This is a genomic window from Acinetobacter sp. P1332, assembly GCF_044057475.1.
GTDB classification, from domain to species: Bacteria; Pseudomonadota; Gammaproteobacteria; order Pseudomonadales; family Moraxellaceae; genus Acinetobacter; species Acinetobacter johnsonii.
Window position 1 is genome coordinate 2,247,890 of sequence record NZ_CP171157.1, and the last position, 12,986, is coordinate 2,260,875.

Sequence of the window (12,986 nt, forward strand, 5' to 3'; positions counted from 1 at the left end):
ATCTTTGGCTTTGCAACTTGTTGCATACTACTTTAGCTGTTTTTTAAAATATTGGGATGACAATTTATAAAAAATTCTTGGCATCTACGGTCAATCCGACTGAACTCTCAAAAACATACGACAATAAAAAAACCAGTGACGTTGCCCTCACTGGTTTAGTTTTTTAGACCAAAGCCCTTTACTGCCAATGCTTCAGCTTACTGGTTTGACCAATACCCACATTAAAACTATTGGTTGGATCAAGCTTTTCATAATGCGTTCGTAGTGCAGGTTTTGCTACATATAAATGTCCGACATTATGCTCGGCTGGGTATTCGGCCCCACGTGCATCCAGTAAATGCCACATTTGGTGTTCCATCGCCAAAGGATCCACGCCCTTTTTCACAATATAGTCCTGATGAAACACATGACATAAAAAGTGACCATAATAGAGCTTATGAACAATCAGATCATCCATCTCTTTGGGTAAGGTTTCCACCCACTCTCGATCATTACGACGCAATGCGATATCCAGAGCTACAATATCTTCAACTTCTGAACGGTGCGTATCCCGATAGCGAATTGCTGCACCTGCAACGGCAAAGCGATGTAAAAATGCTTTACGTCCTTCTTCCTCGGTACAGTGGAAAAAATCACCTGAGGTTTTATCTTGGAAATAACGTTTTAAAAAGATTTCAACTGTCTCGACATCTTGATTTTCAATCCGAATAACCAAATGATGTTCATACAGGTCACGAAAAGCATTCATCCGTTTCGGTAAATGATTGGGCATGAATTTGGTCACCAGCTGCAAAACTTTATCTGACAGACCTTTCATACCAAATTTTTCTAAGTACGCATCGACCTTATCTTTCATTGCAAATGCAGCAGGTACTTTGGCTGTGCCGAGTTTTTCAATGAACATGAAGGTGTCTTTACCGTACTCTGCCCCAATGTCATAAGCCACGCGGTGGATGTATTCCCCTGCAATCGGCAATCGCGGCAAATCTTTTAGTAAAAAACGGCGGATTTCAGTCAAATCATCATGTGAATTTGTACCCACGTAGAATACTTGGCTTGGAATTTTTTCAAAGGTATCCAAACGTACGGCAAAAACACACACTTTACCCGCCGAACCCGATGCTTCATATAAACGAGATGGATCGGCATTAAAACGCGCGGGCGTATTTTCATCAACTTGTTTAACATCATGTCCATAACGATGGTCCGATGCGCAGCAGCCTGAGTTATTAATAATATCGCCGATTTGATAATTTTTCGTTTCAAGCTTGCTTAGAATTTCTTCAGGTGTTTCGCCTAGGTTCACTCCCAAGTGATTAACCAACTCTAACTGACCATCATCATTAACACGGGCATACAATGCCAGCTCAGTATAAGCAGGACCACGGCGAACCAAAGCACCGCCTGAGTTATTACAGACGCCACCTAAAACTGAAGCTCCAATACACGATGAACCAATCACCGAGTGTGGCTCCCGATTAAATGGCACCAATTCTTTTTCAAGTCGATCTAATGTTGCACCAGGTAGACAAATCACTTGCTGACCGTCATTAATGACCTGAATGCCAACCAAACGACGCGTGCTGATCAGAACCACAGGACGGTCATAGTCATCGCCAAAAGGTGTTGAACCACCAGTCAAACCTGTATTGGCTGCTTGCATAATCACAATACAATCTGCATCAACAGCCGCTTGCAGTACTTGCCACTGTTCCAGTAATGACCCTGGTGCAACAACAGCGAGTACTTTCCCTGCACCGTAACGACGACCTTGGCGGTATAAACGTGTGTCTTTATCGTCAGTTAAAACGTGTTGTTTACCCACAATAGTGATGAGCTTTTGAATAGTTTGCGGTGCGTCTAAATTGGATTGCATTTTATATCCTGCCCATTAATTTTTTGAGCTTTTCAATAAAGCTAGATTATGAAATAACACATTCATTTTTTAAGCGTATTAATCACGGTATTCGATGTCGTGTGGCGGCATGGATGCCGGCGTTGGGCGGGGTACAGGACCTACCCCTCGCCCAACAAAAGATTTTTGTTACTTTTCATCTTTGAAAAGTAAGGTATCGCCTACGCAATTGAACTTAAATTTTTTAATTCAAAATGAGGCAAAGGATGCTTCTTTATATTCATTCGCTTTTATTAGAGAGTTTTACTCAGCCAACTCTCGTTCTAACTTCACTAAACAGTCAGACGTAATATCAGCAATGGTTTTTGCACCTGTTAAAGTCATTGCCACACGCATTTCTTTATCAATTAAATCAAGCAGATTTGAAACACCCTCACCGCCTGCCGCACCTAAAGCATAAACAAAGGCACGACCGAGCATACACGTGTCCGCACCCAACGCCAGCATACGTACCACGTCTAAACCATTACGAATACCCGAATCCGCGAGGATTTTAATATCACCCTTCACTGCATCTGCAATTGGTGGAAGTGCACGTGCAGAAGATAAAACGCCATCCAGCTGACGACCACCATGGTTTGAAACCACAATCCCATCTGCACCGAAACGCACTGCATCTTTGGCATCTTCAGGATCCAAAATTCCTTTAATGACCATTGGCCCATCCCAAAACTCACGAATCCACTCAAGGTCTTTCCACGAAATAGACGGATCAAAGTTAGAACCTAACCAACCAATATAATCTTCTAGACCTGTAGGTTTGCCTAAGTATTTAGAAATATTGCCCAAGTCATGCGGACGTCCCATCATGCCGACATTCCATGCCCAATGTGGATGGAAACACGACTGCATATAACGACGCATTGCTGCATTTGGGCCACTCATACCCGAGTGGGCATCACGGTAACGCGCACCCGGTACAGGCATATCCACGGTAAATACCAAGGTTGAACAGCCTGCCGCTTTAGCACGTTCCAAAGCATTTTTCATGAAACCACGGTCACGCAGCACATAGAGCTGGAACCACATTGGACGCTGAATCGCAGGCGCCACTTCCTCAATTGGACATACTGAAACGGTAGAAAGCGTAAACGGAATACCCTTTTTATCTGCAGCGACCGCAGCTTGAACTTCGCCGCGGCGTGCATACATGCCTGTTAAACCGACAGGAGATAATGCAACAGGCATCGACAAAGTTTCATCAAACAGTTTGGTCTCTAAACTTAACTGTGACATGTCGTTCAGTACACGCTGGCGCAAAGCTATTTTTGATAAATCTTCTACATTACGCTTCAGGGTATATTCTGCATACGCACCACCATCGATGTAATGGAATAAAAATGGCGGTAAACGACGTCGTGCCGCTTCACGGTAGTCATTGGCAGAAGAAATAATCATGCTTATATCCTGTTTAATCGACTGGCGCGCTGACGACGAGCTTCTTCTTCATCAATCATTCGCACCTGTTGTACTACAAACTCAATGTGTCCACAGACTGCTTTACGTGCAGCTTCTGGATCACGACGTTCAATTGCATTCATGACTTGAAAGTGCTGATCATGCAATTGATCAAACCGGTGTGCTTCGCTATAGACTTTTCGGCGTCCCAAAGCGACGTTGAACTGCAACAAATCAAACAGACCACGCATCATCTGAATCAAAACCAAATTATGAGATGCTTCAGCAATCGCTAAATGAAATTTCGCATCTGCACGAGCCGCCTCGTCATCATTTCCCAAAGCCTGAAAATGGTTAATCTGATCATAATGATGTCGGATGTTCACCAGATCTTCTTGGGTTGCGCGTTGTGCTGCATACCAAGTTGTTCCACCTTCTAAAATAATGCGCGCCTCTTGCACATCAAATCGGTAGGCAGGATCTTCACTTATCAAATTACTAATCGGTTGTACGATTTGATAACTGGACCAAGTTGCTGGTAATTGTTTTAAAAAAGTTCCCGCTCCCACTTTGCTGACCAACATACCCATGCTGGTCAACTGCGAAATGGCCTCTCTTAAAGAAGAGCGAGAGACTTGAAGCTGTTCACACAGTTTTCTTTCAGCAGGCAGACGGTCTCCAACTTGCATATTGCTTTGTTCAATCAATACACGCAGGCTTTGTACAGCTTTATCGGAGACTTTCATCTGCTTTCCTTAACGTTGATACACAATTTGTGTTATGGAATCATCCATGGGAACACATAGGCTTGTAGGGTAATCATAATACCCATCATAATTGTGAACGTTATACTGTGTTTTAAGGTAAAACGGAATAAATCAGACTCTTTACCAACCAGTCCTACTGCCGCACACGCAATCGCAATCGATTGCGGTGAAATCATCTTACCGGTCACACCACCGCTGGTATTTGCTGCCACCAGTAAAACTTCTGGCACACCAATTTGCTGAGCTGTAGTAGCCTGAAGTGCTGAAAACAGTGCATTGGCAGAGGTATCTGAACCCGTGAGGAATACACCCAACCAACCCAAGAAAGGCGAGAAGAACGTAAATGCCGAACCTGTATGTGCAAGAGCCAAAGCCAAGGTCGAAGACATACCCGAATAATTTGCGATAAAAGCAAAAGACAACACCATACCAATTGAATAAATGGGAACTTTCAACTCATTCAGAGTTTCACCAAAAGTTACCACAGCATCTTTCGGTTTCATCTTCAAATAGGCAATTGTGATCAATGCTGCAATAAAGATCGCAGTTCCTGTAGCCGAGATCCAATCAAACTTGTAAATCGCGTCATAGTCTTTAATTTCAGCAACCACGGGTGGCATTTTTTGAATCATTTGATGCAAAAATGGCACTTTGATTGAAATCACGAGATCATGCAATGCACCGTCTTTGGCAAATAAATCCTTAAACGGTTTCACACTCCAGATCGTCACCATCACAGTTAAAATCGCGAATGGAGACCATGCTTTTGCAATTTGTCCTACAGTGTATTTTTGCTGTTTTTGTGCAGCCACATCTTCACTCATCGTTGCGTCTTGATCTGCAAAACGGAAAATGTGCTTCGGCTGCCAGTATTTAAACAAAATCGTTAAAGAAACCAAGGATGCAATTGCAGCCGTAATATCAGGTAATTCTGGACCGACAAAGTTAGAAGTTAGGTATTGTGCAATTGCAAAGCTACTTGCACCCACCACAACTGCAGGCCATGTTTCTTTAACACCGCGCCAGCCGTCCATAATTGCCATAATCCAGAACAACACGATTGGCACCATAAATGGTAGCTGACGGCCCACCATTTGGCTGATTTCCATCGTATCAACACCAGAGACTTGTCCAGCAACAATAATTGGAATACCCATTGCACCAAAAGCCACAGGTGCTGTGTTTACGATTAGACAGAGACCTGCTGCATATAACGGTTTAAAGCCTAAACCGACTAATAATGCTGCGGTAATCGCCACAGGAGCACCAAAGCCTGCAGCACCCTCTAAGAAAGTACCGAAAGCAAAACCCACCAACAGCATTTGTAAACGCTGATCTTCAGTAATTGAGAGAATAGAAGAACGAATGATGTCAAACTGGCCTGTCTTCACTGAAATTTTATACAGGAATACCGCACCAATAATGATCCATGCAATTGGCCATAAACCGTAGAGGAAACCATAAGCCATCGATGCGAATGCCATCAGCACCGGCATCTTATAGGTAAATAAAGAGACAAGAAGTGCAAGTACAACAGTGATCGTACCTGCCACACTGCCTTTTAAACGAAATATCGCGAGCGCCAAAAAGAAGAAGATAATCGGAATCAGTGCAATTAGACTTGAAATCCAAATATTCCCCATCGGGTCATACATTTGCTGCCATTGAAGCATTGTCATCTCCTTGAAATGCTTACTAAGATTTAATTTTGAGCATATTATTGGCACTTTTGCCAATATTGGACAGACCAATATGAGCAACCGTAAAGAGAAACAAACCAATAATGACTTATACTTGGCTTATTTTGATTTAAAATGAAGTAAAACTTCAATTAAAAGTTAATATTGGTATGACCAATATCAACTACCTTTATAAACACGATCATATTTCAATCAAATTAATATCATTGTTTTTACTGATATTTTTATGAAAATAATGCTAATTTTAGACTTTAGTCTAATAATATAAAAAATAATCACCGAACTTAAATCCAGCTTAATACTCAAAAAATGGAAAAATCACACAATATTGGTAATACCAATTTAAAACCAAACCAACCTCCCCACTTTTTTGATTAATTTACAGCCTAAACATCTTCTAAAAAGACAAAAATTGAGCACACAATATAGAAACCGATTTTATCCAGATTTTTTTCAACAGTATCGATATGCACATGAGCCTTAATATTTTTAAAGCCCTATGATTTTTTAGAAAAACCATTTGGAAAAGTGCTACAATCGCGGACATATGTATTCTTTCAGGCCACCCATTCTCGGTGCCTATATTTATATCGTTAGGATTAACAATGACTGATAATGCAACTATCTTGCAGAATGTCCCAGTTGGCAAAAAAGTTGGTATTGCCTTCTCTGGTGGTCTAGATACTTCAGCTGCACTTTTGTGGATGAAACAAAAAGGCGCAGAACCTTATGCTTATACAGCAAACTTAGGTCAGCCTGATGAAGACGACTACGATGCGATTCCAAAAAAAGCGGAAGCGTATGGCGCAGTCAAAGCTCGCTTAGTTGACTGCCGTTTACAGCTTGCACTTGAAGGTATTGCTGCAATTCAATGTGGTGCGTTCCACATTTCAACTGGTGGTGTACCGTATTTCAACACGACGCCATTGGGTCGCGCAGTAACAGGGACTATGCTTGTTACCGCAATGAAAGAAGATGATGTCAACATCTGGGGTGATGGTTCAACATATAAAGGAAACGATATTGAACGTTTCTACCGTTATGGTTTGTTGACCAACCCTGCACTTAAAATCTATAAGCCTTGGTTAGACCAAACGTTTATTGATGAATTAGGTGGCCGTGCTGAAATGTCGCAATTCTTGATCGACAACGGCTTTGACTACAAAATGTCAAAAGAAAAAGCGTATTCAACTGACTCAAACATGTTGGGTGCGACCCACGAAGCAAAAGATCTTGAATACCTCAATGCAGGGATCAAAATTGTTGACCCAATCATGGGCGTTGCATTCTGGAAAGACGACGTAGAAGTTAAAGCTGAAGAAGTATCGATTACTTTTGAAGAAGGCTTCCCTGTTGCAATTAATGGTCAACGTATCGAAGACCCTGTTGAGTTCATTCTTGAAGCCAACCGTATTGGTGGTCGTCATGGTCTAGGTATGTCTGACCAAATCGAAAACCGTATTATTGAAGCAAAATCTCGCGGTATTTATGAAGCACCAGGTATGGCACTTCTACATATTGCTTATGAGCGCTTGGTTACTGGTATTCATAACGAAGACACGATTGAACAGTACCGTATTAACGGTCTACGTTTAGGTCGTTTACTTTACCAAGGTCGTTGGTTCGACTCTCAAGCATTAATGCTTCGTGAAACTGCACAGCGTTGGGTTGCCAAAGCCATCACTGGTACTGTGACTTTAGAGCTTCGTCGTGGTAATGACTACACCATCATGAACACTGAGTCTGAAAACCTCACTTATGAAGCTGAGCGTTTGACGATGGAGAAAGGCGATTCAATGTTTACGCCAATGGACCGTATTGGTCAGTTAACTATGCGTAACTTGGACATCACAGATACTCGTGCGAAACTTGGTATTTATACCAATACTGGTTTATTAGCTGTAGGTACTGGTTCTGCTGTTCCACAGTTAAAAGACAAAAACAAATAAGTTTGTTGAATGTCAAAAAAACCGCTCATAAGAGCGGTTTTTTTTATTTTAGCGATTCATTCTATACAAGTCGATGTGGTTAAGGGCTGATAATAAATCTGGTTACGCCCCAATTGCTTGGCGCGGTATAAAGCCTGATCTGCGATACCCAGCAACTCGACTTTACTCAAATCCACCTCACCTTTAAAGACCGTAATTCCTAAACTAATGGTGACAAATGGAGATACTTCAGACATTTGATGCGGAATTTCCAAACGTTCAATCGCTCGGTAAATATTTGAAGCCACCGCATAAGCGCCATGTGCATCAGTTTCAGGTAATAACACCACAAACTCTTCGCCGCCATAACGCGCCACAAAATCCATATGCCGAATCGCATTTTTAATAGATTTTGCAATCGATGAAATCACATCATCGCCCTTTTGGTGACCATAACAGTCGTTATATTTTTTGAAAAAATCAACATCAATAAACAAAATCGACAAGGGTGTTTCATCCTGACGTGATTGCTCATAATAAGTATCCATCATTTCGTCAAAATTACGCCGATTTGATATCTTCGTCAGCTCATCATTCTGACTCAAATGCAGCAATTCTGAAGTATGTATTCGATGTATTTTTTCACTAATTTTAGCGCGACGAATATTTAAAAAAATGATGCGCTCGCGGGCGTAGATCATACGGCTGATGATAAACCCCAGCAAACAGCTACCAAACATTACACGCCCCATCACGATCGCATCAAACTTGACCAGAGTCGAAATCAGGACTAAAAATGAAACCCCAGCGGCTGCCATACCAGTCATAAAAACATATCCTGGTTTTACCCCAGTCAGCAAATACCCCAAGACATAAATCATGCAAATGATCATCATCGCTTGATGACGCAAAGCTTCGGTATGCACCGATATGGTCAACCAAGTCGTCGAGACCACGGCCCAAAACACAGCAAACATGGCTGCATAGGCAAAAAAAGGCTTCAGCTTGACAAAATGTGAAAAAACATAAAGAAATAAAAGACAAACTGCACCATTTAGCAGCCCCAATAAGCAATGAATAAAATCTTGTTTAAAGTGAGACTGTTCAATAATCCAGTAATCCCCCGGAATCGTCAAAATGGCGAAAATAAAATAAGCCAAAACACCAGACCAAAGAAAGTCATTAATATTGCGACGTGCGCGCTCTAAGTTTAATCGCCAAAACTCTTGTTCTAATTTCTGAGGAAAAACCTGACCAATGCGACGGTTGTGTCGTGTAATCAGCTCTTCCATTTTTTCTTTGTCATACTGAAGTTTGGCGAGGTTGTATTTATATTCCATACCAGACCAGATTTAATTCTTGTAGTTGCCTAAAAATAACACAAAATTACAAAGATAAATCATAATAATCAGACAAGATGCCTTTATTTGTCATTACCATTTTTGGCGCATATGCATTATCATCTGTTTTATTTCTTTGACAGAAATCGCCTTGAATACGATTACGATTCTCCAGCCAGATGATTGGCACGCTCACCTTCGTGATGGTCTTGCATTACAACGTACGGTTCCCGATTTAGCCCAACAGTTTTCACGCGCTATTTGTATGCCAAATACCGTACCGCCTGTTAAAACGGTTGAGGAAGCGAATGCGTACCGTGAACGCATCATGGCGCACGTACCAGAAGGTAATGCTTTCGACCCACGTATGGTGTTGTATTTTACTGACACAACTTCACCTGAAGAAGTCAAGAAAATTAAAAACTCTGAGTTTGTAAATGCGATTAAACTCTACCCTGCTGGCGCGACCACCAATTCAGACAATGGTGTAAGCGACATTCGTAAAGTCTATGCCGTTATTGAGCAACTTGAAGAACATCAGGTTCCATTACTGCTGCATGGTGAAGTCACACACAATCATGTCGATATTTTCGACCGTGAAAAGCGATTCTTAGACGAAGTTCTTTCTCCGTTGCTAAAGCAATTTCCAAAACTGAAATTGGTTTTAGAACACATTACCACCAGTGAAGCGGCCAACTTTGTTTTAGAACAAGACCGCAATGTCGCTGCAACCATTACCCCGCAGCATTTACTGTTTAACCGCAATGATATGTTGGTTGGTGGCATTAAACCGCACTTCTATTGCTTACCCATTTTAAAACGTCAAACCCATCAGCAAACTTTGCTCGAAGTTGCGACCAGTGCCAACCCTAAGTTTTTCTTAGGCACAGACAGTGCACCACACTCTAAAAATGCCAAAGAAAATGCATGTGGATGTGCAGGCTGCTACAGCGCACCAACGGCAATTGAACTTTATGCTCAAGCCTTTGATCAAGTGGGTAAACTTGAACGCCTTGAAGGTTTTGCCAGCCACTTTGGTGCAGACTTCTACGGTCTACCGCGCAATACTTCAACAATTACACTGGTAAAAGAAGACCAAGTCATCCCTGAGAGTTTAGACTATTTGGATGGTGAACAGATTATTCCGCTGTATGCGGGTAAAACCATTCAATGGAGAAAAGTGTGACAAATGAAACATTGCCAATAATTGGTCAGCGTTTCCGTGGTTTTCTACCTGTTGTTGTCGATGTCGAAACAGCAGGTTTTAATGCACAGACCGATGCCTTATTGGAAATTGCTGCAATTCCGATTATTTATAATGAAGAAGGTCAATTTGTACCGGGCCCTGCACATCATGCGCATATCAATCCCTTTGAAGGTGCAAATCTAGACCGTCGTTCACTGGACTTTATTGGTATTGATCCCTTTAATCCCATGCGCATGGCCATGGCTGAAGACGAAAAAACAGCATTAAAACGTATTTTTAAAGCCGTCAATGAAGTCCGTCGCCAACAGAACTGTACACATGCGGTCTTGGTCGGTCATAACGCCCACTTTGATTTAGGCTTTGTACAAGCAGCGATTGCACGTACAGGTACTAAAAATCAAAACCCATTTCACAGTTTTTCAGTATTTGACACCGTCACCCTAAGTGCTGTGATGTTTGGTCAGACTGTTCTTGCGAAGTCATGTATTCAAGCTGGGATAGAGTTCGATGGTAAAGAGGCCCACTCGGCTTTATACGATACTCAAAAGACCGCCGAACTGTTCTGTTATATTTTGAACAAACTCGCACCACACCTACTTGACACTCTGATGGCGGATCAATAAGATACCGCCATCCTCGCAACGTCCCTATCGTCTAGAGGCCTAGGACATCGCCCTTTCACGGCGGTAACCGGGGTTCGAATCCCCGTAGGGACGCCATCTTATTCTATTTCTAGAACACATCACTTTTCATTTAATCGGCTATTGACCACCGATGTTTCATTTCAGTTTTAACCATACGCTCGCTATACTATGGTCTGTGTTTTTCAAGGTTGATTGTTATGCTTAAGAAAATTCTAATCTTTTTATTAATTCTATCGCCTTCTATTTTTTATCTATGGTTTGTCCAACAAGGAACCAATAACACTAAACAAGACCCTGTCGCACAAGAAATCCACTCAAGTGTTGAAAACAGCCCTTCTTACCCAACACCTGACCACTAAAAGATAGTCTTTAAGCATTTGTTTTTTAAATTGATACCGATAGTTCATCAGAAAATTTCAATTCACGTGATTTTTCATCTTATTAAAAACTAGAATATAACTTTAAGCCCATTCTTTGATTTTCTATGCAATCTGCAACGCCGCCTTCGCAGTCGTCAACTGATTCACTGCAAAATACCTCATTAAAACGTGCCATGAGCACACGCCACCTGATCATGTTATCGCTTGGTGGTGCCATTGGTACAGGCCTGTTCATGGGCTCAGGCGAAGTGATCTCTCAGGCAGGCCCTCTCGGTGCTGTGCTGGCTTATATTATTGGGGGTTTGATCGCATATATGGTCATGCTTTGCCTTGGAGAGCTTGCAGTACATTTACCTGTTTCTGGTTCATTTGGTGCCTTTGCAACACGTTATATTGGCCCTGGCACAGGTTATATGGTGTCGTGGATGTATTGGCTCGGCTGGTCGGCAACACTTGGCACCGAATTTACCGCAGCAGCCATTTTGGTACAGGAATGGTTCCCACATACGTCGATCTGGTTATGGACGCTAATCTTTGCCAGTGGCGTCCTGATTTCAAACCTTAGTTCAACCCGAGCTTTTGCAGAGTCTGAGTTTTGGCTGTCCATGATTAAAGTCGCAACTGTACTTATTTTCATTCTATTAGGCTTTGCCTGTATTTTCGGTGTTATCCCTTTTCAAGGGTATGAATCTGCCCCCTTATTTAACAGCTTAACCGCACAAGGCTGGCTACCAAATGGCCTTATTCCGTTGTTTACCACCTTATTAATTGTGAACTTTGCCTTTAATGGCACAGAAATGATTGGTATTGCCGCAGGTGAAACTGAAAACCCAGAAAAAAATGTACCCAAAGCCATTCATGCCGCGGTTTGGCGCCTGATTATTTTCTTTGTTGGTACCATCATTGTCATCAGTTCGCTACTTAGCTACACAAACACAGGTTTGCAAGTAGGTGGACATGGCGGCTTAAGCAGCAGCCCGTTTGTGACTGTATTTACCCAGATGGGTATTCCTTACGCCGAAGATTTTATCCGTTTTGTGATTATCACGGCATTATTATCAACCGCAAACTCAGGCTTATATGCTGCATCTCGTATGATGTGGGCCCTGTCCTCACAAAACCAACTCCCCAAGCTTTTTGCCAAAGTAAGTAAATCTGGGGTGCCTTATATTGCCATTTGGGTCACCATGATTGGTGGCTTACCAGGCTTGCTCTCTGAGCAGTTTGGTGCAGATGTCATTTTTAAGAACTTGATGGGTGTTGCAGCATTCACTATGGTGATTGTCTGGATGAGTATTTGCTGGAGTCAGTTTAACTTCCGTCGCCAATGGTTAAAGCAAGGTCATGCTTTATCGGAATTGAAATTCCGTACCCCGTGGTATCCGTTGGTTCCGATCCTAGGCTTTATCTGCTGTACTGCGACAGGTTTAAGTATGGCGGCAGACCCTGAAATGCTTTCAGGTTTTATTGGCTGCTTGCTCTTTATGGCCGCTTGCTATACCAGTTACTATTGGCTCTATCACAATAAAAACTAAGCATCTTCAGCAAAGTGAGCTCAAGCTTATTTTTTGAGCTCACTTTTGCAACAATAAAAAATTCATTCAATTTAATTACTTGTTTTGCCTAATGTTTGAACTTTCAACCATCACAGAGCAAAAACCCTTTTGACAAATAGGCCTTTAATCCTTAATATACGCATCACCTCAC

At 42.0% G+C, this 12,986-nt stretch carries 9 protein-coding genes and 1 tRNA gene; 5 read left to right on the forward strand and 5 right to left on the reverse strand.

All coding sequences use genetic code 11. The features are described from left to right. Positions 1-178 precede the first annotated feature (178 nt). The 4 genes from dld to lldP form a co-directional block, all read right to left on the reverse strand. Positions 179-1,876 (reverse strand): D-lactate dehydrogenase, encoded by a 1,698-nt coding sequence (gene dld / locus ACFN7Z_RS11070; RefSeq protein WP_010326373.1) that lies wholly within the window; start codon positions 1,874-1,876, stop codon positions 179-181. A gap of 282 nt (positions 1,877-2,158) precedes the next feature. Then, entirely contained in the window at positions 2,159-3,313 is a 1,155-nt protein-coding gene (lldD, locus tag ACFN7Z_RS11075) for an FMN-dependent L-lactate dehydrogenase LldD (protein WP_005399760.1), read from the reverse strand. Positions 3,314-3,315: 2 nt separating this feature from the next. Then, a complete protein-coding gene (gene lldR / locus ACFN7Z_RS11080; protein ID WP_010326372.1) occupies positions 3,316-4,059 on the reverse strand; it encodes a transcriptional regulator LldR in 744 nt (247 codons plus the stop codon). 32 nt (positions 4,060-4,091) lie between these two features. Further along, positions 4,092-5,759: an L-lactate permease gene (gene lldP / locus ACFN7Z_RS11085; RefSeq protein WP_171056716.1), complete on the reverse strand. Its 1,668-nt coding sequence runs from the start codon at positions 5,757-5,759 to the stop codon at positions 4,092-4,094. A gap of 626 nt (positions 5,760-6,385) precedes the next feature. Between lldP and argG the strand changes: the two genes are divergently transcribed. Next, on the forward strand, positions 6,386-7,729 hold the full coding sequence (gene argG / locus ACFN7Z_RS11090; RefSeq protein WP_004694013.1) for an argininosuccinate synthase: 1,344 nt from the start codon (positions 6,386-6,388) through the stop codon (positions 7,727-7,729). A 56-nt stretch (positions 7,730-7,785) separates the two neighbouring features. Here the strand turns inward: argG and ACFN7Z_RS11095 are convergent, their stop codons facing one another. Further along, positions 7,786-9,048 (reverse strand): GGDEF domain-containing protein, encoded by a 1,263-nt coding sequence (locus ACFN7Z_RS11095; RefSeq protein WP_010326369.1) that lies wholly within the window; start codon positions 9,046-9,048, stop codon positions 7,786-7,788. A gap of 151 nt (positions 9,049-9,199) precedes the next feature. Between ACFN7Z_RS11095 and pyrC the strand changes: the two genes are divergently transcribed. From pyrC to ACFN7Z_RS11115, 4 genes are all read left to right on the forward strand, one after another. Next, positions 9,200-10,234 (forward strand): dihydroorotase, encoded by a 1,035-nt coding sequence (gene pyrC, locus ACFN7Z_RS11100; RefSeq protein ID WP_010326368.1) that lies wholly within the window; start codon positions 9,200-9,202, stop codon positions 10,232-10,234. Further along, the gene (gene rnt, locus ACFN7Z_RS11105) at positions 10,219-10,878 is read left to right on the forward strand and encodes a ribonuclease T (RefSeq protein WP_010326367.1); all 660 of its coding nucleotides are present in this window, start codon (positions 10,219-10,221) and stop codon (positions 10,876-10,878) included. The genes pyrC and rnt overlap by 16 nt, the downstream gene beginning before the upstream one ends. A 20-nt stretch (positions 10,879-10,898) precedes the next feature. After that, positions 10,899-10,974 (forward strand) — tRNA-Glu (locus tag ACFN7Z_RS11110). Positions 10,975-11,383: 409 nt separating this feature from the next. Next, positions 11,384-12,814 carry an amino acid permease gene (locus ACFN7Z_RS11115; protein ID WP_010326366.1) on the forward strand — a complete coding sequence of 477 codons (1,431 nt, stop codon included), beginning with the start codon at positions 11,384-11,386 and terminating at the stop codon, positions 12,812-12,814. Positions 12,815-12,986 lie beyond the last annotated feature (172 nt).

What these genes read in the sequence shown, in the direction of transcription:
- dld (WP_010326373.1), bottom strand. Translation starts at nt 1,876, where the DNA reads ATGCAATCCAATTTAGACGCACCGCAAACTATTCAAAAGCTCATCACT.
- lldD (WP_005399760.1), bottom strand. Translation starts at nt 3,313, where the DNA reads ATGATTATTTCTTCTGCCAATGACTACCGTGAAGCGGCACGACGTCGT.
- lldR (WP_010326372.1), bottom strand. Translation starts at nt 4,059, where the DNA reads ATGAAAGTCTCCGATAAAGCTGTACAAAGCCTGCGTGTATTGATTGAA.
- lldP (WP_171056716.1), bottom strand. Translation starts at nt 5,759, where the DNA reads ATGACAATGCTTCAATGGCAGCAAATGTATGACCCGATGGGGAATATT.
- argG (WP_004694013.1), top strand. Translation starts at nt 6,386, where the DNA reads ATGACTGATAATGCAACTATCTTGCAGAATGTCCCAGTTGGCAAAAAA.
- ACFN7Z_RS11095 (WP_010326369.1), bottom strand. Translation starts at nt 9,048, where the DNA reads ATGGAATATAAATACAACCTCGCCAAACTTCAGTATGACAAAGAAAAA.
- rnt (WP_010326367.1), top strand. Translation starts at nt 10,219, where the DNA reads ATGGAGAAAAGTGTGACAAATGAAACATTGCCAATAATTGGTCAGCGT.
- ACFN7Z_RS11115 (WP_010326366.1), top strand. Translation starts at nt 11,384, where the DNA reads ATGCAATCTGCAACGCCGCCTTCGCAGTCGTCAACTGATTCACTGCAA.